The sequence below is a fragment of the Pseudovibrio sp. JE062 genome, from assembly GCF_000156235.1.
Taxonomy (GTDB): domain Bacteria; phylum Pseudomonadota; class Alphaproteobacteria; order Rhizobiales; family Stappiaceae; genus Pseudovibrio.
Genome location: NZ_DS996810.1, coordinates 187,093 through 209,841, shown reverse-complemented (window position 1 = coordinate 209,841; position 22,749 = coordinate 187,093). Strand labels below are relative to the sequence as shown.

The window sequence follows — 22,749 nt, the reverse complement described above, 5'->3', positions numbered from 1 at the left end:
TAATCAGTTGAATTATATCTAAAAAGAAAGCGCCACTTCCCCAGTAAGCTCAGCAATCTTGGTGCGGGCGCGTAGGTAACTTACACCAAACTTCTCGAAGGTATCTCCTTCAATCTGAAAACCAAGGCGTTGGTAGAATGAAGCGGCGTCTTTTCTTGCGTCGCACCAGATGTAATCTGCCTTTTGCAATTCGGGTTGGCTTGCTGCAAAACGGATGAGGTTGCTTCCGATACCACACCCTTGTTTTTCTGGCAGAACAGCCAGCTTTCGCAGCCTCACGGACGGGAGATCAAAGAAGAAAGACCCGACGCCAATCAGGTTCTCCTCTTCAAAGGCGCCGATATGAAGAGCCTGGTGATCTTCCGGCACCATAACGCGCTCAATCGGTGAGTCCGGCCAAAGCACCTGCTGACGAAGCTGATAGGTGAGCTTTGCCGGAATGCTTTGGAAACTAATCTCCATCGCTCGCATCTCGTCTCCCTCACCCACGCTTAATCAGAGACCGGCTCATAAACAGGCTCAGCACAAGAGCAGGAAGCATCAGCATGAAGCCCCCCTGAATGCCAAGATGATCAGCCGCATAACCGATGACGAGCGGACCAACGAGGAAACCACCGAGCGCGATCTGAGTCATCAGGCCCACATTGGCGGCAGCAGAACGGCCCGACTTTTCAGCAGCAGCGGTCACTGCCAGCGGAAAGCCGCCGGAAACACCAAGGCCAACCAGACCAAAACCAAGCAGAGACACAGCGTAGTTCGGTGAGAACACCAGAATGCCGACACCAATGAGCGCGAGAACAACAATGCCTGCGGCAGCAACCTGAACCTCAACACGGGACCGCAACCAGTCACCCGTCAGGCGGCCAAAGGTCAGCATCATCGCAAAGGTGCTGTAGGCAATACCTGCATATCCTGCGGAAAGATCGAACAGATCAGTCACATAAATCGCAGACCAGTCCGCAATCGCACCTTCGGTCATGGTGATGCCAAACGCGAAGAAGCAAACGGCAACCAGCGCGCCACTTGGCATCTGGAAGCCATCCTCGGACTTCTCAGCGACATCAGGCTCCCGCCCTTCTGTCAGACTGTAGGAAGTAAACAGCGCAGGCAGCAACGCCATCCCGCTCACCATCAGGATGCTCTCAGACGGCCCATAGCCAACCCAGGAGAACCCGGAGCTAATCAGGCTACCCACCAACACGCCCAAGCTCCACAAGCCATGACAGCCAGACATAATCAGCTGCCCACTCTTCCGCTCCGTCTTATCCGCAATCACGTTCATGCAGAGCTCAACAAACGCCAGCGAACTACCAACAACCGCCAGATAAACAAACAACTCCAGAATGGAACCCGCATGAGTCGGCAGCGGCATCAGGCAGATGAACGCAAACAAGCCAATGATCAGAAGCTGGCGCGCACCAAACTTCTCGGTCAACCGACCAGCAAACATCAGCATGATCAGCAGGCCCACCGGCATACCGACAAGAGCCAGCGCAAACTCCCCTTCACTCACCTGAAGTCTTTGCTGAATTTCTGCGATACGTGGAAACCAGGCGCCAAGCGCTATAGGTTGAAGAAAGAAGACGCCGCGAATAAGATTCACATCGCGCGCACCGAGCACTGCTTGTTGTGTCATGGGGAAAGCTTTGAAGAGAGAGAAACGACTAATATAAATATCTAGCGTGATATTTTAGAAAAATGCAAGCTGTGTAGAGCACCTAATACATCGTTATGCTGCCCGCTGACGTAACAACGCAAACCAACGCGGAAATAAGCGTAAAAAACGCAATTTCGCACAAAACCTTTCAAAAGGAATGTCCGTGCCCTTAAGCGACACCACAAAAGCCAAGTTAAAGAACAGAGTTGTCTGGAGTCGTCTCGTTGGATGGGGACTTTTGTGTTACGCCACAGCAGCTTACGGCGGCATCGTCACCGCACCGGCCATTCCGGAGTGGTATGCCTCCCTCACCAAGCCATCCTTCAATCCACCAGACTGGCTTTTCGCACCGGTTTGGTCTGTTCTTTACACACTTCTTGCCATCAGCATCTGGCTGGCCACTGAGTTTCAACAGACTGGTACCAATGATGCAGCCGGGAGACCGGCAAAAACGAGCCTTCAGATAACTTTCGTTATTCTGTTGTTTTTAAACGGAATTTGGTCCTGGGCTTTCTTTGGGCAACAAAACCCCACTTTAGGTCTCGTTGTCCTTATCATCTTGCTCGCGCTAAGTTTTTTCACTTTCCGCCTGTTTTATAGAGCGCAAACCTTTGCAGCATGGCTATATCTGCCCTATCTCCTTTGGGTTAGCTTTGCAGCCATCCTTAATGTCTCTATTGTGGTTCTGAATTAATCCGACGCCTCAACAGAGGTGTTCAATGATTGGAGATTTTAATGAGCGGTATTGTTGCCACTCTGGTTCCTATTGCCCTTCTCGCCGTCGCTCTGGTCCTCGCTCTCGGCCTCTGGAACATGATGCGCGGCGGAGATCCTAATCGCTCGCAAAAGCTGATGAGATATCGCGTTCTGCTGCAGTTCGCGGCTATCATATTGATTATGCTCTCTGTTTATCTGGCAAGCACATCCTGATTTTTTGGTTTGAAACGGTAGAAAATGGTCACCCTCAATAAGATCTATACAAAAACTGGCGATGACGGCACCACTGCTCTGGGTAGCGGCGAGCGCAGACAAAAGCACGATCTGCGTATCGAAGCCTATGGAACCGTTGACGAAACCAACTCTATTGTCGGCATTGTTCGCCTGCATGCATCCAAAGAGATGCCCGTGCTGGACGAACTTCTCGGCCGCATTCAGAACGACCTGTTCGATCTCGGCGCCGATCTGGCAACCCCGGATACCGGCGAAGACCTCGGATACGAGCCGCTGCGCATTACAGTAAATCAGGTCAGCGCTCTGGAAGACGCAATTGACCAGATGAATGTTGAGCTTACCCCGTTGAAATCATTCGTCTTACCGGGTGGAACACCGCTGGCGACATACCTGCATCAGGCTAGAACGGTTTCTCGCCGTGCAGAACGCCTCGTTGCCGCGCTCTACCAAAAAGAGAAGGTCAACAAGCAAGCCCTGCAATACCTCAATCGCCTCTCTGACCTCTTCTTTGTTGCGTCTCGCTACGCAAATCTGAAGGGTGAAGGCGATGTTTTGTGGGTGGCAGGCAAAAACAGATAGCGATTTTTTGATTAAGAAATCGACCAAAGGTGCTTGACGAATAGGTAAACTATCAACACTTATGGACAACTATCTTCACCTTAAGGCCACTAGGCCTTATACATTGGTTGAAACCCAATACCTATTTACCCTAGGCGATCGTTGACAGCCCCAAAATAGCTCATTACGGTCGCCGCAATTGCAATGCAATATGCATTCCCTTTTGGCTCTGGTAGCCCGGCGGAAAGAGTGTCTGAACAACTAGGTTACGACGCAAACTCCCCTGTTTTTCTAGTGGAGGTTCTAGGAACATGAAAATTCTCGTGCCCGTAAAACGGGTCGTTGACTATAACGTAAAAGTTCGCGTGAAGGCGGACGGCTCTGGCGTTGAACTGGCAAACGTCAAAATGTCCATGAACCCATTCGACGAAATCGCCGTTGAAGAGGCACTCCGACTAAAAGAAGCCGGCAAAGCAACTGAGATCATTGTTGTTTCCATCGGCCCTAAGCAGGCAACTGAAACCATCCGCACCGGCCTCGCAATGGGCGCTGACCGCGGTATTCTGGTTCAGACTGACGACACAGTTGAGCCGCTTGCTGTTGCAAAAGTTCTCAAAGGCATCGTTGAGGAAGAAGAGCCAGGTCTCGTCATCCTCGGCAAACAGGCCATCGATGATGACTGCAACCAGACTGGCCAGATGCTTGCTGCACTTCTGGGCTGGGCACAGGGCACCTTTGCATCCAAGGTTGACCTCGGCGACAACACTGTAGACGTCACCCGCGAAATCGATGGCGGCCTGCAGACTGTTAAGCTGAACATGCCAGCTATTGTTACCACCGATCTGCGTCTGAACGAGCCTCGCTACGCTTCTCTGCCAAACATCATGAAGGCAAAGAAGAAGCCGATTGCTGAGAAAACTCTCGCAGACTTCGGTGTAGACGCAACCCCTCGCCTAAAGGTTCTGAACACTGCTGAACCTGAAGCACGTAAGGCAGGCGTCAAAGTAGGTTCCGTTGAAGAGCTGGTCGACAAGCTCAAAAACGAAGCTGGCGTTCTCTAAGACAGGTCAAAGGAGTTAGTAATATGACCACGCTTCTTGTGGCTGAACATTCAAATTCTGCATTGAACGAAGCAACCGCTAAAGCGCTGACTGCAGCTGCTGAAATGGGCGGCGACGTTCACATCCTCGTTGCTGGTAAAGACTGTGGTGCAGCAGCAGAAGCTGCTTCCAAACTGTCCGGCGTTGCTAAAGTTCTCGTCGCTGACGATGCAGCTTACGAGCATCAGCTTGCTGAACCAGTTGGCGATCTGATTGTTGCTCTCGCAGGTGACTACGATGCAATCGTTTCTGCTGCGACAACCAACGGCAAGAACACTCTGCCACGCGTTGCTGCAAAGCTCGACGTAATGCAGATCTCTGACATCATCGCCGTTGAATCTGCGGACACTTTCAAGCGTCCAATCTACGCAGGCAACGCAATCCAGACCGTACAATCTGCTGATGCAAAGAAGGTTCTGACTGTTCGTACAGCATCCTTCGCAGCAACTGCTGAAGGTGGTTCCGCACCAGTTGAAGCTGCTGCAGCTTCTGCTGATCCGGCAATCTCCTCTTTCGTAGGTGAAGAAATCGCTGCTTCCGATCGTCCTGAACTGGCTGGCGCTAAGATCATCATCTCCGGTGGTCGTGCTCTCGGTTCTGAAGAGAAGTTCAACGAAGTCATCACTCCAGTTGCTGACAAGCTCGGCGCAGCAATCGGCGCATCCCGCGCTGCTGTTGATGCTGGTTACGCACCAAACGATTGGCAGGTTGGTCAGACCGGTAAGGTCGTCGCACCTGATCTTTACATTGCCTGTGGCATCTCCGGTGCAATTCAGCACCTTGCAGGTATGAAAGATTCCAAGATCATCGTCGCAATCAACAAAGACGAAGAGGCACCAATCTTCCAGGTTGCTGATTATGGACTGGTCGCAGACTTGTTCGAGGCTCTTCCTGAACTGGAAAAAGCCCTCTAATCATATTTGATTAGCTTTTCAGGAACCCCGGGATGTTAATATTTCATTCTGGGGTTCTTGCTGTTTGAAGCAAGACTTGCGATGTATGTTGTTACGAGAACGTCAAAGCACGTTTAGAGAGTGCTTGTAAGAATTTGGATCTGACAATGGTGGTCGAAGTAAAGAAAGTCGGTGTAATTGGCGCCGGTCAAATGGGCAATGGCATCGCACACGTTAGTGCTTTGGCTGGTTATGATGTAATCCTTCACGATATCGATCAGGATCGTATCGACAATGGTCTTGCCAGCATCAACGGCAATATGGCCCGTCAGATCTCTAAGGGTACCATCACCGAAGAAGAGCGTGATCTTGCTCTTACCCGCATCAAAACCTCTGAAGATGTCTCCGCTCTTGGCGATGCAGACCTCGTGGTTGAAGCGGTGAGCGAGAACGAACAGATCAAACGCAAGGTTTACCAGAGCGTTTGTCCGGTTCTGAAACCAGATGCTATCCTTGGCTCAAACACCTCTTCCATTTCCATCACGCGTCTTGCATCCGCAACAGACCGCCCGGAAAAGTTCATCGGCATCCACTTCATGAACCCGGTTCCAGTGATGGAACTCGTAGAGCTCGTGCGTGGTATTGCAACAAGCGATGAAACCTTTGAAATTTCCAAGGGCTACACCCTTGGCCTGAACAAGACCATTGCAGTTTCAGAAGACTTCCCAGCATTCATGGTGAACCGTATTCTGCTGCCAATGATCAACGAAGCGATCTACACCCTCTATGAAGGTGTCGGCTCTGTTGAAGCAATCGACACAGCAATGCGTCTGGGTGCAAATCACCCAATGGGTCCACTGCAGCTGGCTGACTTTATTGGCCTCGACACCTGCCTCTCCATCATGCAGGTGCTCTACGAAGGCCTGGCAGACACCAAATATCGCCCATGCCCACTGCTGGTGAAGTACGTTGAGGCTGGCTGGCTTGGCCGCAAAACCCAGCGTGGTTTCTACGACTACCGCGGTGAAGTGCCTGTTCCAACCCGCTAAGAGCGCACTGCAGAAACACAAAAGCCCGCCAAATGAGCGGGCTTTTTTATTAGGTCAAATCAGTCGTTTATTTAAACGTACCGCTGAACCCGCCGATAGAAAGCGGATTGTCCATCATCGCAGTCTGATCCGGCGTGTCTGCAGCCACACCACCGGTGAAGGCATCAAACATCTTCTTCACAAAGCCCTCAGACAAGCCCTTGGTGATGAACACAAGACGCGTTCTCTGATCCTCATCAGGCCACTCAGCAAGCCGTGCAGGTGGATGGAACACATGCTGCACCCCATGGATCACCAAAGGCTGTTCTGGATGCTCTACAGTTTTTATAATCCCTTTAACGCGCAACAACTTAGGGCCATGCGCAGAACGAAGCAGATCCAGAAACATCTCCAGCGCCGCATTTGAAACGGCACGATCCGTTTCCAACGTGAATGCACGCACATCCTTGCCGTGGCGGTTCGGATCATGATCGTGCCCGTCACCATGATGATGGTGACGACCGTGAGAGCTATGCTCTTCCTTATAAGCTTCTTCTTTGAGCCACTTCTGCACATCAGGGATTTTGGTCTCAGGATTGTAAAGACCACAATTGATGAGGGCTGCCGCAGTTGCAGACCCATCCTGCGCTTTCAGCACAGTTGCACCCGGGTTCAGATGCTTCAGCTCCGCCATCAGCCCGTCAGAAGGCTCTTCCAAATCGGTTTTGGTCAGAACAATACGATCCGCAACAGCAACCTGCTTCACCGCCTCTTCGTGAGAGTGAATGGTATCAAGACCATTGACCGAATCCACAAGCGTCACCACTCCATCAAGGCGATATCGCATAACGAGATAAGGATGTAGCATCACAGTATGAAGCACGGGTGCAGGATCAGCCAAGCCGGTGGTTTCAATTATCACACGGTCGATCTTCTTCATCCGACCATTATCAATACGGCGCAGAATATCTTCCAGCGTGTTGATCAGATCACCACGAATAGTGCAGCACAAACAACCGGATGAGAGCTCAATAATGCCATCATCAATGGTGTCGACCAGCAGATGATCCAGTCCAATCTCACCAAACTCATTGATGATAACGGCAGTATTCTCCAGAACTGGCTCTTTGAGAATGCGGTTAAGAAGCGTTGTTTTGCCTGCTCCCAAAAAGCCGGTAATGACGCTCATCGGGATTGGTGTTGGCGGACTCCGCCTCTCTTGGGTACTAGCCATAATTCTGCACTGCCTGTAGCTACGGTTACTGCGTTTTACCGAAGACAGGCGTATTAGCATAGAGCCCACCCGGGCTGCCAAACAAATCTCGTTTAGAGCTGGACTTTAATGGCTGCAGCGAAGCCCCCTTACCCACTGGCACATTCAGAACAGGCTGCTGAATACCGCCAATCGGCTGTCTCTCCAAACTACCCTTTGATCCTGGCTTCGGTGTCGGCATCGGTACTGCGTTGCCCATTTTCTTAAGCGCAACAACAGGATGCTCATTACCAACACGAACGGTCACCGGTGCATAGGACTTCAGCTGAGGTCCCAAGATCTCTTCAAAAACCAGCCCCCAGTTCACCTTCTTTTTGGAAAGGCGAATGGATTTTCCTTTCGGGCTCGGGCTGCCAGCATCCGCATAGGCCATCATGCTTGCAGAGCCACGATTACTGCCAAATCGATCCACCAGCTGCTGAGCCGTTGGTTTGGCATTACGCTTGCAATATCTGTCTTTAGGCGGGGCTTGTTTACCGCTACCCCGGAAGACTCCAATGTTCGTTCCAGTAGTCTTCTTAAAACCGGAATCAATCAGCTTCTTGGCAAAAGCAGACCGTTCTAGGCTGGAAGCTGCCCCCAAAACAATCGCAATAACAGTCCTGCCATTTCGCGTGGCCGAGGTCGCAACATTGAAGCCGGAGTTACAAATATAGCCGGTTTTCATACCGTTCGCGCCAGCTGTCCGCAGCAGAAAGTCTCTATTACCTGACCGAAACGTTCTGCGTCCAAAGCGAATTCCCGGATGGCTCATGTAAGAACGATACTGCGGAAACTTGTTCCAAAGCTCTCGCGCAAGAATAGCCATATCCCGCGCAGTGGTGACCTGACGATTGTCTGGCAAACCATGCGGGTTCACGAAGTTGGTGTGCAACATGCCCATACGACGCGCATTAGCATTCATCATGGTGATGAAGTTTTCTTCAGTCCCCCCAACCCGCTCAGCAACAGCAACCGCGATATCATTAGCAGACTTCACAAGAATCATCTTCAACGCATTATCAAGCGTGATAGTAGTTCCAACCTTGAAACCCATCTTGCTCGGCGGCTGATTGAGTGCATTTTGAGAGACCATCACCATATCGCTCATCGCCATATCCCCTCGGGAGATATGCTGAAAAGCCACATAAGCAGTCATCATTTTGGTGAGAGAAGCAGGATACCAGCGATCAAAAGCAGCATTATGCTCAAGCACTTGTCCATTATCAGCATCCATCAGCAACCAGGCAGCGATATCAGCACGAGCCGTTGAGAGCAATGAGCCCAGAGCTACCGCGAAAACAGCAAGAAATCGAACCTTCTGCGTAATCCAATAAACTGAAAAATTCACGATATTGTCGCTCCACGCCTACCAATATTTGCAGCAAGCACCCTTTGCATCGCTGACGTCGATAGCTTCGTTGCCAGTTTAATTCCATGAACGGCCCAAGCTATCGATGGGCAACACTGTAACGGTAAACAATAAAAACTATGTCACCAGACACCGGGAATAGAATTTGGTGTCTCTCCTGAAATATTGGGGGCGACATTATCAGCAAAAGACCGCCATTTCCAAACATTTCAGAGGAATTTCTTCTGATGGTTATTTTATGAAATCAGGCTATCAAAGAGACACTGTAGCAATCACCCCTTCAGTTGTGAGGGGTAACCTATGCAGAGAGCAAGGAAAGCCATAACTTTCAGTCTAACTGTCAATCAACTATCCAGATTAACTGCTTCTCCGTTCAAATCATCCGCTCTTATCCTCAAGTCTCAAACAACGAGGCTTCCCTTTTCGTCAAAGCCCACCGATGATCAGGGAAATGAGGAGGATTTCATGTACAAAGTTATTGGACACCCGCAATCAAGAACCATGCGGGTTTTGTGGCTCTTGGAAGAGCTGGGTCTGCCTTACGAGGTCGTTCCAAGTAAACCGCACCATGAAAATGTTTATGCCGTAAATCCTTCAGGCAAAATTCCTGCCCTGATCATCGGCGATGAAACCATTTACGATTCAACAGCCATCTGCACATATCTGGCAGACAAACATTCAGGCCTTTCCTTCCCTGCTGGAACTCTGGAACGTGCCCAACAGGACAGTTTCACAAACTTTGCACTGGATGAGATGGACTCAATCCTTTGGATGGCTGCAAAACACTCATTCATTCACCCGGAAGATCAGCGCGTCCCCGACATCAAACCAGCCTGTCGCTTCGAATGGGCGAGGTCGATGAAATACCTGGAAGCACGCCTAAATGGAAACACATGGGCGATGGGAGACACCTTCACCATTGCCGACATCATCATTGGACACTGCGCATTCTGGGCCAAAGTTTCCAAGTTCGAGTGGCCTGAAGGCCCAGTAAGCGACTATTTCTCAAGAGTTTTAGCCCGACCTGCTCTGGCAAAAGCCAACGAAAAAGCACTTGCTCAACTCTGATTATCGTAAAAAAGAGGGTGGAGCTCACCACCCTCTCCCAAAGCATTCAAAGGCTAATTCATTTCACCTGCCCTTGATGCCTCCCAATATTTTCAATACATTTCCCAGATAAGAAATACTAAATCATGTGCACACCATATCTTATACAGGGTGTATTGATATGATTGAAGGAATTTACTTACCGGGTGTGCTTGCCGCTGGAATCGCCTCATATATTTTCGGTTCTATTTGGTACTATGTACTTTCATATTCATGGATGAAAGCTGTCGGCATCTCTGAAGAAGATGTTCAGATGTCGCCTTCTACCTACGTCGTCACTTTTCTCTGCGAAATGATCATGGCCTTCGTACTGGCCGGAATTCTTGTTTATTCAGGATCAGTCACCATCATCAGCGGCATCACTGCAGCTATCGTGATTTGGGGCGGGTTTGTTCTGACTGGCCTTATCGTCAATCACAAGTTTCAACGCGCTTCATGGATGCTGACCTTTATCGATGCTGGCCACTGGCTTGGCGTCCTCATGGTTCAAGGCGCTGTTTACGCTCTGATTTCCGGATAAAACACCACTTCGACCAATCGCCTATTGCTGAATTTTCGTAGGTCAAACGAACCTAGAGAGAACGGGACCTACGAAAGTTCGAAGCATAAGCGCTAGACGCCCCAACGGCAGCTGCCCATAATACGCCACAGGAGTTGGGTATGTGATTACCCGTGGAGGAAATGGGGAGATTGACCATGACTGGTGATGTGTATCCAGTACCGGCTGAGATTGCCGAAAACGCCCTGCTCAACAACGAGCAGTACTTGGAGATGTACAACAAGTCCGTTGAAGATCCCGACGGATTCTGGGGGGAGCACGGAAAGCGGATTGATTGGATCAAACCCTACAAAACCGTTAAAAACACCTCCTATGACTATCACAATGTTTCCATCAAATGGTTTGAAGACGGCACGCTGAACGTAGCAGCAAACTGTATTGACCGTCATCTGGCAGAACGCGGCGATCAGCCTGCAATCATCTGGGAGGGTGATGAGCCGGATCAAAGCAAAACCATCACCTATAAGCAGCTTTCTGAAGCCGTAAATCGCTTCGCAAATGTTTTGCTGGCCAATGGCGTCAAAAAAGGTGACCGCGTCACTGTCTACATGCCAATGATCCCTGAAGCAGCCTACGCAATGCTCGCCTGTGCCCGCATCGGTGCCGTGCATTCAGTTGTGTTCGGTGGTTTCTCACCAGACAGCCTTGCAGGCCGTATTGAGGACTGTTCCTCTCGCTTCGTGATCACCGCTGACGAAGGCGTTCGCGGTGGCAGAACCGTGCCGCTGAAGGAAAACACCGACCGCGCAATCGAGAAATGCGGAAACGTCGACAAAGTGTTCGTCGCGAAACGCACCGGTGGCAACATCAACATGACTGAAGGCCGTGACCTTTGGTACCACGAAGAGATCGAAAAAGTCTCAGCAGACTGCCCGCCAGCTGAAATGAATGCTGAAGACCCACTCTTCATCCTCTACACCTCTGGCTCCACAGGGCAGCCCAAAGGCGTCATGCACACCTCGGGCGGTTACCTCGTCTACGCATCCATGACGCACCAATACGTCTTCGACTATCATCCGGGCGAAGTCTACTGGTGTACAGCTGACGTTGGCTGGGTCACAGGCCACAGCTACATTCTCTACGGCCCACTCGCAAACGGCGCCACAACCCTGATGTTCGAAGGTGTGCCAACCTACCCAACTGCAGGTCGCTTCTGGGAAGTTTGTGACAAGCACAACGTCAACATCTTCTACACTGCCCCAACTGCAATTCGCGCATTGATGGGTGCAGGCGATGAGCACGTCACCAACACATCCCGCAAGTCCCTCCGTATTCTTGGCTCCGTTGGTGAACCGATCAATCCAGAAGCATGGATGTGGTACCACAACGTGGTTGGTGAGCAGCGCTGCCCAATCGTGGATACATGGTGGCAAACGGAAACCGGCGGCATCCTGATCACGCCACTGCCGGGTGCAACAGACCTCAAACCAGGCTCTGCAACCCGACCATTCTTTGGAATCCAACCTGCAATCGTTGATGCAGAAGGCAACTTCCAGGAAGGCGCCACCGAAGGTAACCTCGTCATCACAGACAGCTGGCCAGGCCAGATGCGTACGGTCTACGGAGATCACGAGCGCTTCGTCCAGACCTACTTCGCAACCTACAAAGGCCTGTACTTCACTGGTGACGGCTGCCGCCGTGACGAAGACGGTTACTACTGGATCACAGGCCGCGTAGATGATGTAATCAACGTTTCCGGCCACCGTATGGGCACCGCGGAAGTAGAAAGCGCTCTCGTCGCTCACCCAGACGTCTCAGAAGCCGCTGTAGTGGGCTACCCGCACGATGTGAAGGGTCAGGGCATCTACGCTTATGTCACCCTCATGGAAGGCCTTGAGCCGTCTGAAGAACTGAAAAAGAAACTGGTGAAGCACGTTCGCGCCGAAATCGGCCCAATTGCATCCCCTGACCTTATTCAGTTCGCCCCAGGTCTACCAAAGACTCGAAGCGGTAAAATCATGCGCCGCATCCTTCGCAAAATCGCAGAGGACAGCTTCGAAAACCTAGGCGACACCTCAACCCTCGCCGACCCAACCGTAGTAGGCGACCTAATCGACAACCGCCAAAACCGGGCTGAAACGGTATAGGTTTGTCAGATAGCAGACTGAAAACACAAAACCCCGCCGAACTGGCGGGGTTTTTCGTTGCTGAATGAGCATCAAACTTTACTGAGACAAATAAATACTTTTAATGTCGTTCGCGATACTTGAGAACGCCTGAATTAGAGCAGATTGATTGGTTGCATGGTAAAATGTCTCGGAATTTGATGCACATTCTTCCATGATTTTCTTACCTTTGTAATCACTCCCAAAGAATACTGTATAAATTACGATGTCTTCTTTTTTCATATTCTTACATAAGTTGGATGCAGTCTTAAAAGGAACACCACTCAAACTTGAGCTGTAATCATACTCCCATTTAACTTTACTTGCTATTTTCTTATGATCATCGGCATCTAACTTGCCGCTATCCATAGGATCTTGCGAATTCTGCACATCACTTTTGTTTTTGATTAACTTCTTATGTTCTGCATCTGCCTTGGAGTAATCAGCAGCATAGTATGCATTAAAAGAACCATCAGTCATCAAAACAGCATACTTTCTGACGCCGTTATTGTCATAAAAGTCCGGCTTGCTTTCAGTAGGCCAGAAACCTCTCCACTCGGGAGATAGAGTATACCATCCCCACGCAATGCCTATTTGACCGGCAGTTGCACTACTCGCTCTAAGTGCATTGATCGAACTCTCAATCTTCGTTCGGTCATTTGTCAAAGGAACCATTTGAGCATTTGGGCACCAGCTATAGTTGGTCCCAATATAGTCGACACGCTCATCATCATCTTCGTCTTCGTAATCGTGATTTTCACCGCTATAGGCTAGATCACGCACACGAGCATGAACACATCCGTACTGACTTTTTTCGAACGTTGCTTTTCTTGCCAGAGTTTTATCAAGCTTTACACCCACATTGTAAGGCACATACGATATTCGAACTCGACTTTGTAATCGCGTATTGTCATCCGGTAATAAAGTGTCCAGCATATCCCTGGAAGCAGTCTTAAGACTTCCTATAGAACCTGACATTGACCCAGTAACATCAACAACAACAGCCACTTCAACCTTTGTTTTTGGGAAGCGAGCTGTAGAACTACTGGTGACTGTTAACTCACCAAAATCACCAGATTCAGAGTTCAACAGCTTTAGAACGGGCAAGAAGCTAGTTTTCACTGTTGCTGTTGCCGTAGCAGCTACAGTGTCTCCTTTAGGGTCATATGTAACAACCGGCTTGGTATGTACTACATCTCCACCGACTGAGTTTTTAAGATTCTCTTCAAAGTACTGATCAATCAAACTATCAACCGTATTCGAACTCAGTTCTGTAGTTGAAAGTTTGTTCGCGACTGCAAGAACAGCCGCATCCAAAGCCTGGTTAACTGCCCTTCGGGTGTTGAACCCCAAACCAAAGTCAATTGCCATTCCAGCAAAAACAATAAGCAGCACCATGAGAAATGCCACAAGCACTGCAACCACTCCATCTTCGGAGCGATTGAACTTCTTGAATTGATCGGAGAATTGCTTGAAGTAACCCATCGTGATGCCCACCATCGATGCCCATGTAATTATGCCTAGCATAATATAAGGGAGGTATCGCGGGTATTAATCACTCAACTTTATCGGAAGTTTTGAGGCAGATGGCTAACAAACCATTAACTGCAATCACGGCTCCAATTCGCTGTCCCAGTAAAGGAAATCCAGCCAGCTTTCGTGGAGGTAGTTTGGCGGGAACAAGCGACCGTTGTTATGCAGGTCCTGAACGCGTGGGATGAACGGCATTTGCATAGGGCGCATGTTCATTTCCTGCCAGGATTTATTCGCTTTCCGCAAGTTACAAGGCGAGCAGGCTGTTATGACATTATCCCATGTCGTCAGTCCGCCTTTGCTACGCGGAATAAGGTGATCAAACGTCAGATCTCTCTCAGAACCGCAATACTGGCACTGAAACTTATCTCTCAGGAACACGTTAAACCGCGTAAAAGCCGGATTTCTCTCAGTCTCGACAAATGACTTGAGCGCTACAACGCTCGGGAGCTGAAACTCGAAGCTTGGGCTGCGGACAACCTGATCATACTCTGAGACGATGTTCACCCGGTCTAAAAACACAGCCTTCACCGCTTCCTGCCATCCCCAGAGCGACAAGGGATAGTAAGAGAGGGGCCGATAATCTGCATTCAACACAAGCGCTGGGAAAGCGCCTTCTGAAACGACTGCGTTCACAACATACTCCGGAGTTTCGTCTGGCTTAGAGTACCAAACGGAAATCATCTTGAGATGCTGTGATATTGTAGGCCCCAAATGACAGCTATGTGAAGTCTGACACTGCCTCTTACCCTAAGGAATTCAAAACGCGGTACCTGCCCGCTCAGACAGAGCGTAAGCAGATCAGAGGCTTAGCTCGGCAAAATCCATCAGGTCGCTGCCAATCCCGCAAAATAAAAAAAGCGGGAATAGTCGCCTACTCCCGCTTCTCTTTGAATTCTTAGCAGTGATTACTTCCAGTCGCGCACGTCAACAAAGTGACCTGCGATCGCCGCTGCGGCAGCCATGCCAGGAGAAACAAGGTGCGTACGGCCCTTGAAGCCCTGACGGCCTTCGAAGTTACGGTTGGACGTAGAAGCACAACGCTCACCCGGCTTCAGCTTGTCGGCATTCATCGCCAGACACATGGAACAGCCCGGCTCACGCCATTCAAAGCCTGCATCCTTGAAGATCTCATCCAGACCTTCCGCTTCCGCCTGTGCTTTCACCAGACCGGAACCCGGTACGATCATCGCGCTCACAGTGTCAGCAACCTTCTTGCCCTTAACAACCGCTGCTGCTTCGCGCAGATCTTCGATGCGGCCATTGGTACAGGAACCAACAAACACACGATCAACCTTGATGTCAGTGATCTTCTGACCCGCTTCAACGCCCATATATTCCAGAGCACGTTCTTTAGAAGCACGGCGGTTATCGTCTTCGATATCAGCAGGGTTTGGAACAACACCAGTCACTGAAACAACGTCTTCAGGAGAAGAACCCCAAGTCACGATTGGAGGCAAGTTCGCTGCGTCCAGAACGATTTCCTTATCGAATTCAGCATTCTCGTCAGTGAACAGGGTTTCCCAGTAAGAAACAGCCTGCTCCCATGCTGCGCCTTTTGGAGACTTCGGACGACCCTTCAGGTACTCATAGGTCTTCTCATCCGGAGCAATCAGACCAGCACGTGCGCCAGCCTCAATAGACATGTTACAAACGGTCATACGACCTTCCATGGAAAGACCACGGATTGCTTCACCAGCATATTCGATCACGTAGCCAGTGCCACCAGCAGTGCCCAACTCACCGATGATCGCCAGAACGATATCTTTCGCGGTAACACCTTCAGGCAGCTGACCATTTACGGTCACACGCAGGTTTTTCGCCTTCTTCTGGATCAGCGTCTGGGTTGCCAGAACGTGCTCCACTTCAGAAGTACCAATACCGTGAGCGAGGGAGCCGAATGCACCGTGTGTGGACGTATGACTATCACCACAAACAATCGTCATGCCTGGCAGAGTAAAGCCCTGCTCCGGGCCAACGATGTGCACGACGCCCTGACGCTGGTCGAGCTCAGAGTAGTACTCAACGCCAAACTCAGCAGCGTTGTCTGCTAGTGTCTGAACCTGCAGCGCGCTCTCAGGGTCATCGATGCCCTTGGAACGGTCAGTGGTTGGAACGTTGTGGTCAACAACAGCCAGTGTACGCTTAGGGTGACGAACCTGACGTCCAGCCATGCGCAGGCCTTCAAATGCCTGCGGGCTTGTTACTTCGTGTACCAGGTGGCGGTCAATGTAAAGCAGGCAAGTACCGTCTTCTTGCGTGCTGACCACGTGGTGGTCCCAGATCTTATCGTAAAGAGTTTTGGCCTGCGACATTGCGCTTGTCTCCTGGAAACGACTAATCCTTGTTTTTCTCGCAGTTCTGATCGCACCTACCAAGCGCTCAAGATCCGAGAAAACAGGATCATTCACTTTTTACCTGCAGCTCTCTGCGGCCGCATAAATCTTGAAAATGCAAAGGCGTCACAACAGAAGCCTCCGCTATACTGGCTCTATTAATCCTCTCAGATCGCCAAAATATCAAGCTTCTTTGCCTTGAGATTCTCTCAAGACCAGGAGGTAATCATAGCAAATTGAAGGCCTTCAAAGGGTCCACCACATCGCTGCAATACATTGCGATCTAAGCATATATTTCTATGAGCAAAAGTTCTGGTGGGCACATAAATCGAATGGGAAGTCCAGAGCATCCCAAACCGCTACTCACAATGAGAGTGCTTCCATTTTCCTCAAAAGCACCCTTTGCGTACTTCCGGTCCAGACGCGATGGTATTGTCAAAGCACCAATAAACGGCAGGCGAACCTGCCCCCCATGCGTATGCCCACTCAATGTCAAATCTACGGATTTCTTAGCTTTCAGAAAGATATCCGGCTCATGGGCGAGCAAAATCCGCGGGGCCATGTCATCTTCAACCTGACTTAAGGCCACCTCAAGATCATCGCGTCGGCCTTTGCCATGCAGCTGGCAGGCTTCTCCATACTGATCATCCAGCCCGATAATCCAGACATGGGAGTTCCCACGTGTCGACACGCGCTGTGCCTTATTCTCAAGAACAGTCACACCGAAGGCTTCCAGCGCCTCTCTGGCTTCTTCACCACCTTCCAGCCAATCGTGATTGCCTAACACACCAAACACGCCCAGAGGGGCTTTTAAACGCTCCATAGGCTGTGCCCAGTCGGCAGCTGTAGCCAACGGTTTTGCAAAGGGAGGATGCATGGCGGTATGAAAATCGCCCAAAAGCGTAATGAGATCGGGCTCCAGACTGTTCGCTCGTTCAACGATGCGTTTAATCCGCTCTGGCCGCATCCATGGCCAGCAGGCATGCAAATCAGTCAGCACCACAAGCCGCAAAGGTTTCTGGCCAAGAGCATCAGGAGAGACAACAACTTTATGCCGCGTGATTTTGGGAGGAAGCCAAGGCTCAACGAAAACGGCATAGATGCCGAGTAACACGACGAAAAGGATGATGAGTGCAATCACCATTCTGTTTCAAATCCCCTGCTCAGCCATCAACCAAAACCAGCTTAACCCACGTTGATTAATTGTATTCTGACAGACATCTCGCCTGCCCCCCCCAAAAACTACGTGAAGTTCTCTGCAAACAGTTGGTTGAACACTATTAGAAACACCAATGGCACCACATGGCATCCCATGCAGTGGTGAAGCTGGAGTTCCCGAGTTAATCGGGGTGAGCAAGGCGGCAGGCAATACCTGCGCTACTTATTGAAACTAATTCTTCGGCATTGGCTACACGCCTTGCCCGGACGTTTTTGCAGGAGGCTAAAGCCAAGCTCCAAAAGACACTTGGAAGCGTTGCAGCTGTTGGAAAGCCTCAACGCTCAGTGTTGGCGCCCGTTGGTTTGGCCGGACATCCGCTATCCCTCAACACTGTTGGCGAAAGGGGAACCTCCACGGACCCGCCTGAAGATGCGTTAAGTCTTCAGATAGCCCCGCCCTGCCCACACCGTACCGACGGACGCTCCGCCAGCTGCCCGAATGCGCAGGCATGGCTTTAGTATGGGCATGGTTTCGAGCGATGGGGATAAGTTTTTTGAGGCAATAAGCCATCCACTCGGTGTCATCCCGGGTCTACGCTACGCTTCGCCCGGGATGACACCGCAAGCGACTGAACCCAAGACCAATCAAACAACAAAACCCAAGAGCAACAGAGCAAAAAGATCCAGCCCAAAACGCAAAAAACCCCGCCGATTTCTCAGCGGGGTTTTTGAAACCAGTACGGTCCGAGAGTAAATCTTACTCTGCAGAACCTTTAGCTTCAGCAGCCTTTTCAGCAGCTTTTGCAGCTTTTGCTTCAGCAGCAGCAGCACGAGCTTCTTCGTTAAGGCGCTTTGCGCGTACGTTGGTTGCTTCAACGATACGTGCGGACTTACCGCGACGCTCACGCAGGTAGTAAAGCTTCGCACGACGGACTTTACCGCGACGTACTACTTCCACACCTTCAACCATTGGGCTGTAGATTGGGAATACACGCTCTACACCTTCGCCGTAAGAAATCTTACGAACGGTGAAGCTTTCGTTGATGCCGCCGCCGGAGCGTGCGATGCAAACGCCTTCATAAGCCTGCACACGAGTACGAGTACCTTCAGTAACGCGTACGAGAACACGTACGGTGTCACCTGGAGAGAACTCAGGAAGCGTACGCTTCTCTTCGATGCGCGCCATTTCTTCGGCGTTGAGCTGCTCAATGATATTCATGGCAGTTTCTTCCATTATACAATTGGTCAGAGCGTCCCTAATGGTCCAGCCACCGGTACGTATTCACCAAACCTTGGCATTATGCCGGGAAGTGAAGTGGAACTAAGACCCTAACGGTAAACGCCAGACAGAATCCACTCCAGTCGGCGCGGGTTTAGCCGATTTTTCTATGTTTGTCATGAAAAAAGTGTAGAAAACAGCCTATCCACGGCTATTTTTTAAGTATTCCTGCCAGAGGTCTGGGCGACGTTCTTCAGTAATCTTTTCAGAGATCTCCAAACGCCACTGGTCAATCAGTTTATGATTGCCGCTTTTAAGAACAGCAGGAATCTCTCGGCCTTCAAATTCTACCGGGCGTGTGTAATGCGGATGTTCCAATAAGCCATTCTCAAAGCTTTCGGTTTCACCGCTCTCTTTATTGCCCATCACACCCGGGATCAGGCGCACAATACTGTCCAGAACCACATGTGCAGCCACTTCACCACCAGAAAGGATGTAGTCGCCAATGGAAACTTCCTCGAGCTGACGGCCTTCAATCACACGCTCGTCCACACCCTCGAAGCGACCACAGACGATAATAACACCCGGCCCATCAGCCAACTCTCGCGCTTTTGCCTGCGTAAACGGCTTGCCACGTGGGCTCATGAGCAGACGTGGTCGGGTATCACCCTCTTCCGTCACATCATCAATCGCTTTGCCAAGAATATCCGGACGCAGAACCATGCCGGCCCCGCCGCCTGCCGGTGTATCATCAACAGAGCGATGCTTATCAGTGGCATAGTCACGAATGTTCTTCGCATCCAGAGACCAGTCCCCACGCTCCATCGCACGCCCGGACATGCTCATACCCAGATTTCCCGGAAACATCTCAGGGTACAACGTCAAAATGGATGCACGAAAGCTCATGATGGTCCTGCTTCAGCAATCAATGGAGTGGTCTAAATGCAAAACGAGCAAAAATCACCGTAATGATCTCAGCTCGTCCTGCGTATCGGGATATATGCCAACCAGTTAGGAAGGCTCTGAGCCGTCTTCCGGTTCTTTCTCACCTTCCTCGTAAAAGCCTTCAGGAGCATGAACTTCCACGAAGCCTTCTTTAAGGTTGATGACAGGAACAACTGCTTTGGTGAACGGGAACAGCAGAGATTTACCGCTCTTAGGTGCGATTTCGATGAGATCGCCAGCACCAAAGTCCAGAAGAGCCAGAACTGTACCAATCTGCTCTTTGTTCTCATCAAGCGCCTTCAGGCCGATAAGGTCAGAGTGGTAGAATTCATCCTCATCTTCCGTTTCAGGAAGACGCTCGCGAGGAATGTAAAGCTTCAACCCATTCAGAGCTTCAGCTTCGTTGCGGTCATTCACGCCTTCAAACTTGGTCACCACCACGTTTTTCTGGACGCGTGCCCGCTTCACTTTAAATTTGCGACTGCCGTCTTCGCTTTCCAGCTTGCCATAATCGCCAAAAGAAAGCGGGTCATCACCAAATGGCTTGACCCGCACTTCTCCACGTATGCCGTGAGCAGCCCCGATCTGAGCCATTAGAATGCGGTCTTCAGGCTTGTTTGCCATAGCCGGCGTCTCCTTATCAGATCGGGTATGCTTATCTTATTCGGAAGCTTCTGCTGCTTCTGCCGCTGCTTCTTCAGCAGCTGCTTTTGCTTCAGCTTCTGCAGCAAGTTTCTCGTCAAGACGCTCCTGAGCTTTCTTGCCGAGTTTTGCTTTGTTAGGGTTGTTGCGTGGCTCACGCTTCAGCAGGCCAGCAGCGTCCAGGAAGCGGTGTACGCGGTCGGTTGGCTTCGCGCCGTGACCGAGCCAGTGCTTGATGCGCTCTTCGTTCAGCTCAACGCGGTTTTCAGCGTCTTTTGGCAGCATTGGGTTGTAGCGACCTACAACTTCAATGAAACGGCCGTCACGTGGGGAACGAACGTCTGCGATAACGATGCGGTAGAAAGGACGCTTTTTAGCACCACCGCGTGCCAGGCGAATTTTTGTAGCCATTGTTTAGTTACTCCTAGGTATTCAGTCTGTGCTGTGTTCAGCAGCAATAGCTTCATGATGCCGAATGACTTCCTTCACGATGAAGTTCAGGAACTTTTCAGCAAAGTCAGGATCAAGATTGGCCTCAGCCGCTAAACGGCGCAGACGCTCAATCTGAAGTTTTTCACGGGCCGGGTCAGCCGGTGGAAGACCATGGGTCGCTTTCAGCTCCCCAACAGCCTGTGTGCAGCGAAACCGTTCAGCCAACATGTGCACCAGAGCAGCGTCAATGTTGTCGATGCTGGAACGAAGTCCACCAAGGATCACCTTGGCTTCTTCTGTTTTATCGATCTCGCTCAATTACTTTTTCCCCTTGCCAAGCCCTGGCAAACCAGGCGCTCCACCAAGACCGGGCAATTTAGGGCCGCCAGCACCTGGCAATCCCCCGGGAAGCCCACCACCCGGTAATCCTTTAGGCAATTCCATGCCGCCTGGCAGCTGACCAGACTTAGCCATCTGCTCCAGCGCTTTAGGGTCAATGTTCGGCATTCCGCCGCCCATGCCTGGCATGCCGCCACCCATGGCGCCCATCATCTTGCCAAGCATACCCTTGCCTTTGCCCTTACCCATGGCCTTCATCATGTCGGCCATCTGGCGGTGCATTTTCAAAAGCTTATTAACTTCAGCAACCTGTACACCAGAACCCGCCGCAATACGCTTCTTGCGGCTTGCTTTCAGCAGGTCCGGCTTCGCACGTTCCTGCGCAGTCATGGAAGAGATGATCGCCATCTGGCGCTTGAACATGTTCTCATCAAGGTTGGCCGCAGCAAGCTGCTTCTTCATTTTGCCAACACCTGGAAGCATGCCCATCATGCCGGACATTCCGCCCATCTTTTCCATCTGCTTCAGCTGTTCAGAAAGATCGTTCAGGTCAAAGTGACCCTTCTGCATCTTCCGAGCCATCTCTGCGGCTTTTTCCGCATCAATCGCTTCAGCAGCCTTTTCAACGAGGGAGACAATGTCACCCATGCCGAGGATGCGATCAGCAATACGCTTTGGATGGAAGTCTTCAAGAGCGTCAGATTTTTCACCGGTACCAATCAGCTTGATCGGCTTGCCGGTTACAGCACGCATGGAAAGAGCCGCACCACCGCGACCATCACCATCCATACGGGTCAGCATGATACCTGTGATGGAGCAACGCTCATCAAAGCTCTTCGCCAGATTTACAGCGTCCTGACCAGTCAGAGCATCAGCAACAAGCAGAACTTCATGCGGGTTGGATGCAGCTTTGATCTGCTCCATTTCCACCATGAGAGGCTCATCAATGTGGCCGCGACCTGCGGTATCGAGCATGACAACGTCATAACCGCCCAGCTTCGCTGCGTTCAGCGCACGCTTGGCGATATCGACTGGCTGCTGCCCTTCAATGATAGGAAGTGTGTCGATTTCGTTCTGCTCACCCAGAACTTTCAGCTGCTCCTGCGCTGCCGGACGGCGCGTATCAAGAGAAGCCATCAAAACTTTGCGCTTGTCGCGCTGTGTCAGACGACGAGCAATCTTGCCGGTTGCAGTGGTTTTACCTGCACCCTGCAGACCAACCATCATGATACAAACCGGAGCCGGGGCATTCAGGTCGATCGGATGAGATTCCTCACCCAGCATTTCCACCAGCTGGTCATGAACGATCTTGACGACCATCTGACCCGGCTTAATGGACTTAACAACCTCTGCACCAACAGCGCGATGCTTCACCTTATCGGTGAAAGAACGCACGATCGGCAACGCCACATCAGCCTCGATGAGCGCGCGGCGGACTTCGCGCAGCGCTTCACTAACATCGGATTCAGAAAGCGCACCACGTTTTGTGAGCTTATCTAGAATACCGCCTAGGCGATCTGACAGATTATCGAACATGTCGTTCCTTTAAAATCTCGTTTCGGC

General features: G+C 50.9%; 23 protein-coding genes. 9 read left to right on the top strand and 14 right to left on the bottom strand.

Annotation, left to right across the window (positions count from 1 at the left end; translation table 11 throughout):
- Positions 1–18: 18 nt before the first annotated feature.
- Both PJE062_RS15665 and PJE062_RS15660 read right to left on the bottom strand, forming a co-directional pair.
- Entirely contained in the window at positions 19–462 is a 444-nt protein-coding gene (locus tag PJE062_RS15665; protein WP_008550280.1) for a GNAT family N-acetyltransferase, read from the bottom strand.
- A 19-nt stretch (positions 463–481) separates the two neighbouring features.
- Positions 482–1,636 (bottom strand): MFS transporter, encoded by a 1,155-nt coding sequence (locus tag PJE062_RS15660; protein ID WP_008550686.1) that lies wholly within the window; start codon positions 1,634–1,636, stop codon positions 482–484.
- Positions 1,637–1,820: 184 nt separating this feature from the next.
- Between PJE062_RS15660 and PJE062_RS15655 the strand changes: the two genes are divergently transcribed.
- From PJE062_RS15655 to PJE062_RS15630, 6 genes are all read left to right on the top strand, one after another.
- The gene (locus PJE062_RS15655) at positions 1,821–2,351 is read left to right on the top strand and encodes a TspO/MBR family protein (RefSeq protein ID WP_208982343.1); all 531 of its coding nucleotides are present in this window, start codon (positions 1,821–1,823) and stop codon (positions 2,349–2,351) included.
- A gap of 41 nt (positions 2,352–2,392) precedes the next feature.
- Complete coding sequence (locus tag PJE062_RS15650; protein WP_014283219.1) at positions 2,393–2,587, top strand: twin transmembrane helix small protein; 195 nt, start codon at positions 2,393–2,395, stop codon at positions 2,585–2,587.
- 24 nt (positions 2,588–2,611) lie between these two features.
- Positions 2,612–3,187: a cob(I)yrinic acid a,c-diamide adenosyltransferase gene (locus PJE062_RS15645; protein WP_008550399.1), complete on the top strand. Its 576-nt coding sequence runs from the start codon at positions 2,612–2,614 to the stop codon at positions 3,185–3,187.
- 290 nt (positions 3,188–3,477) lie between these two features.
- Positions 3,478–4,227 (top strand): electron transfer flavoprotein subunit beta/FixA family protein, encoded by a 750-nt coding sequence (locus PJE062_RS15640; protein WP_008550195.1) that lies wholly within the window; start codon positions 3,478–3,480, stop codon positions 4,225–4,227.
- 23 nt (positions 4,228–4,250) lie between these two features.
- Entirely contained in the window at positions 4,251–5,180 is a 930-nt protein-coding gene (locus tag PJE062_RS15635) for an electron transfer flavoprotein subunit alpha/FixB family protein (protein ID WP_008550538.1), read from the top strand.
- 146 nt (positions 5,181–5,326) lie between these two features.
- On the top strand, positions 5,327–6,208 hold the full coding sequence (locus PJE062_RS15630) for a 3-hydroxybutyryl-CoA dehydrogenase (protein WP_037037379.1): 882 nt from the start codon (positions 5,327–5,329) through the stop codon (positions 6,206–6,208).
- 67 nt (positions 6,209–6,275) lie between these two features.
- On the opposite strand, the gene PJE062_RS15625 is transcribed toward PJE062_RS15630, so the two are convergent.
- Positions 6,276–7,376 carry a GTP-binding protein gene (locus PJE062_RS15625; protein ID WP_008550214.1) on the bottom strand — a complete coding sequence of 367 codons (1,101 nt, stop codon included), beginning with the start codon at positions 7,374–7,376 and terminating at the stop codon, positions 6,276–6,278.
- Between the two features lie 70 nt (positions 7,377–7,446).
- Positions 7,447–8,790 (bottom strand): D-alanyl-D-alanine carboxypeptidase family protein, encoded by a 1,344-nt coding sequence (locus PJE062_RS15620; RefSeq protein WP_008550617.1) that lies wholly within the window; start codon positions 8,788–8,790, stop codon positions 7,447–7,449.
- A 486-nt stretch (positions 8,791–9,276) separates the two neighbouring features.
- On the opposite strand from PJE062_RS15620, the gene PJE062_RS15615 reads away from it, so the two are divergent.
- The 3 genes from PJE062_RS15615 (at position 9,277) to acs (ending at position 12,564) form a co-directional block, all read left to right on the top strand.
- A complete protein-coding gene (locus PJE062_RS15615; protein WP_008550553.1) occupies positions 9,277–9,879 on the top strand; it encodes a glutathione S-transferase family protein in 603 nt (200 codons plus the stop codon).
- Positions 9,880–10,039: 160 nt separating this feature from the next.
- Positions 10,040–10,438, top strand: coding sequence for a DUF1761 domain-containing protein (locus PJE062_RS15610; RefSeq protein ID WP_083416806.1), 399 nt, complete (start codon positions 10,040–10,042; stop codon positions 10,436–10,438).
- Between the two features lie 176 nt (positions 10,439–10,614).
- On the top strand, positions 10,615–12,564 hold the full coding sequence (gene acs / locus PJE062_RS15605) for an acetate--CoA ligase (RefSeq protein WP_037037237.1): 1,950 nt from the start codon (positions 10,615–10,617) through the stop codon (positions 12,562–12,564).
- 78 nt (positions 12,565–12,642) lie between these two features.
- Here acs and PJE062_RS15600 read toward each other — a convergent pair whose 3' ends face one another.
- The 10 genes from PJE062_RS15600 to ffh form a co-directional block, all read right to left on the bottom strand.
- A complete protein-coding gene (locus tag PJE062_RS15600; protein ID WP_198136871.1) occupies positions 12,643–14,067 on the bottom strand; it encodes a TadE/TadG family type IV pilus assembly protein in 1,425 nt (474 codons plus the stop codon).
- A 126-nt stretch (positions 14,068–14,193) separates the two neighbouring features.
- A complete protein-coding gene (locus tag PJE062_RS15595; protein ID WP_008550319.1) occupies positions 14,194–14,799 on the bottom strand; it encodes an HNH endonuclease in 606 nt (201 codons plus the stop codon).
- A 224-nt stretch (positions 14,800–15,023) separates the two neighbouring features.
- On the bottom strand, positions 15,024–16,430 hold the full coding sequence (leuC, locus tag PJE062_RS15590; protein ID WP_008550589.1) for a 3-isopropylmalate dehydratase large subunit: 1,407 nt from the start codon (positions 16,428–16,430) through the stop codon (positions 15,024–15,026).
- 304 nt (positions 16,431–16,734) lie between these two features.
- Entirely contained in the window at positions 16,735–17,595 is an 861-nt protein-coding gene (locus PJE062_RS15585) for a metallophosphoesterase (RefSeq protein ID WP_008550293.1), read from the bottom strand.
- Positions 17,596–18,366: 771 nt separating this feature from the next.
- Positions 18,367–18,828 (bottom strand): 50S ribosomal protein L19, encoded by a 462-nt coding sequence (gene rplS, locus PJE062_RS15580; protein ID WP_037037373.1) that lies wholly within the window; start codon positions 18,826–18,828, stop codon positions 18,367–18,369.
- A gap of 201 nt (positions 18,829–19,029) precedes the next feature.
- The gene (trmD, locus tag PJE062_RS15575) at positions 19,030–19,734 is read right to left on the bottom strand and encodes a tRNA (guanosine(37)-N1)-methyltransferase TrmD (protein WP_008550267.1); all 705 of its coding nucleotides are present in this window, start codon (positions 19,732–19,734) and stop codon (positions 19,030–19,032) included.
- A gap of 105 nt (positions 19,735–19,839) precedes the next feature.
- On the bottom strand, positions 19,840–20,397 hold the full coding sequence (gene rimM, locus PJE062_RS15570) for a ribosome maturation factor RimM (protein WP_008550221.1): 558 nt from the start codon (positions 20,395–20,397) through the stop codon (positions 19,840–19,842).
- A gap of 36 nt (positions 20,398–20,433) precedes the next feature.
- Complete coding sequence (gene rpsP / locus PJE062_RS15565) at positions 20,434–20,826, bottom strand: 30S ribosomal protein S16 (protein ID WP_008550428.1); 393 nt, start codon at positions 20,824–20,826, stop codon at positions 20,434–20,436.
- Between the two features lie 21 nt (positions 20,827–20,847).
- A complete protein-coding gene (locus tag PJE062_RS15560; protein WP_014283236.1) occupies positions 20,848–21,165 on the bottom strand; it encodes a chorismate mutase in 318 nt (105 codons plus the stop codon).
- Positions 21,166–22,722 carry a signal recognition particle protein gene (gene ffh / locus PJE062_RS15555; RefSeq protein WP_008550724.1) on the bottom strand — a complete coding sequence of 519 codons (1,557 nt, stop codon included), beginning with the start codon at positions 22,720–22,722 and terminating at the stop codon, positions 21,166–21,168. It lies immediately after the preceding gene.
- Positions 22,723–22,749 lie beyond the last annotated feature (27 nt).

What these genes read in the sequence shown, in the direction of transcription:
- PJE062_RS15665 (WP_008550280.1), bottom strand. Translation starts at nt 462, where the DNA reads ATGGAGATTAGTTTCCAAAGCATTCCGGCAAAGCTCACCTATCAGCTT.
- PJE062_RS15660 (WP_008550686.1), bottom strand. Translation starts at nt 1,636, where the DNA reads ATGACACAACAAGCAGTGCTCGGTGCGCGCGATGTGAATCTTATTCGC.
- PJE062_RS15650 (WP_014283219.1), top strand. Translation starts at nt 2,393, where the DNA reads ATGAGCGGTATTGTTGCCACTCTGGTTCCTATTGCCCTTCTCGCCGTC.
- PJE062_RS15645 (WP_008550399.1), top strand. Translation starts at nt 2,612, where the DNA reads ATGGTCACCCTCAATAAGATCTATACAAAAACTGGCGATGACGGCACC.
- PJE062_RS15640 (WP_008550195.1), top strand. Translation starts at nt 3,478, where the DNA reads ATGAAAATTCTCGTGCCCGTAAAACGGGTCGTTGACTATAACGTAAAA.
- PJE062_RS15635 (WP_008550538.1), top strand. Translation starts at nt 4,251, where the DNA reads ATGACCACGCTTCTTGTGGCTGAACATTCAAATTCTGCATTGAACGAA.
- PJE062_RS15630 (WP_037037379.1), top strand. Translation starts at nt 5,327, where the DNA reads ATGGTGGTCGAAGTAAAGAAAGTCGGTGTAATTGGCGCCGGTCAAATG.
- PJE062_RS15625 (WP_008550214.1), bottom strand. Translation starts at nt 7,376, where the DNA reads ATGAGCGTCATTACCGGCTTTTTGGGAGCAGGCAAAACAACGCTTCTT.
- PJE062_RS15615 (WP_008550553.1), top strand. Translation starts at nt 9,277, where the DNA reads ATGTACAAAGTTATTGGACACCCGCAATCAAGAACCATGCGGGTTTTG.
- PJE062_RS15610 (WP_083416806.1), top strand. Translation starts at nt 10,040, where the DNA reads ATGATTGAAGGAATTTACTTACCGGGTGTGCTTGCCGCTGGAATCGCC.
- acs (WP_037037237.1), top strand. Translation starts at nt 10,615, where the DNA reads ATGACTGGTGATGTGTATCCAGTACCGGCTGAGATTGCCGAAAACGCC.
- PJE062_RS15600 (WP_198136871.1), bottom strand. Translation starts at nt 14,067, where the DNA reads ATGGGTTACTTCAAGCAATTCTCCGATCAATTCAAGAAGTTCAATCGC.
- PJE062_RS15595 (WP_008550319.1), bottom strand. Translation starts at nt 14,799, where the DNA reads ATGATTTCCGTTTGGTACTCTAAGCCAGACGAAACTCCGGAGTATGTT.
- leuC (WP_008550589.1), bottom strand. Translation starts at nt 16,430, where the DNA reads ATGTCGCAGGCCAAAACTCTTTACGATAAGATCTGGGACCACCACGTG.
- PJE062_RS15585 (WP_008550293.1), bottom strand. Translation starts at nt 17,595, where the DNA reads ATGGTGATTGCACTCATCATCCTTTTCGTCGTGTTACTCGGCATCTAT.
- rplS (WP_037037373.1), bottom strand. Translation starts at nt 18,828, where the DNA reads ATGAATATCATTGAGCAGCTCAACGCCGAAGAAATGGCGCGCATCGAA.
- trmD (WP_008550267.1), bottom strand. Translation starts at nt 19,734, where the DNA reads ATGAGCTTTCGTGCATCCATTTTGACGTTGTACCCTGAGATGTTTCCG.
- rimM (WP_008550221.1), bottom strand. Translation starts at nt 20,397, where the DNA reads ATGGCAAACAAGCCTGAAGACCGCATTCTAATGGCTCAGATCGGGGCT.
- rpsP (WP_008550428.1), bottom strand. Translation starts at nt 20,826, where the DNA reads ATGGCTACAAAAATTCGCCTGGCACGCGGTGGTGCTAAAAAGCGTCCT.
- ffh (WP_008550724.1), bottom strand. Translation starts at nt 22,722, where the DNA reads ATGTTCGATAATCTGTCAGATCGCCTAGGCGGTATTCTAGATAAGCTC.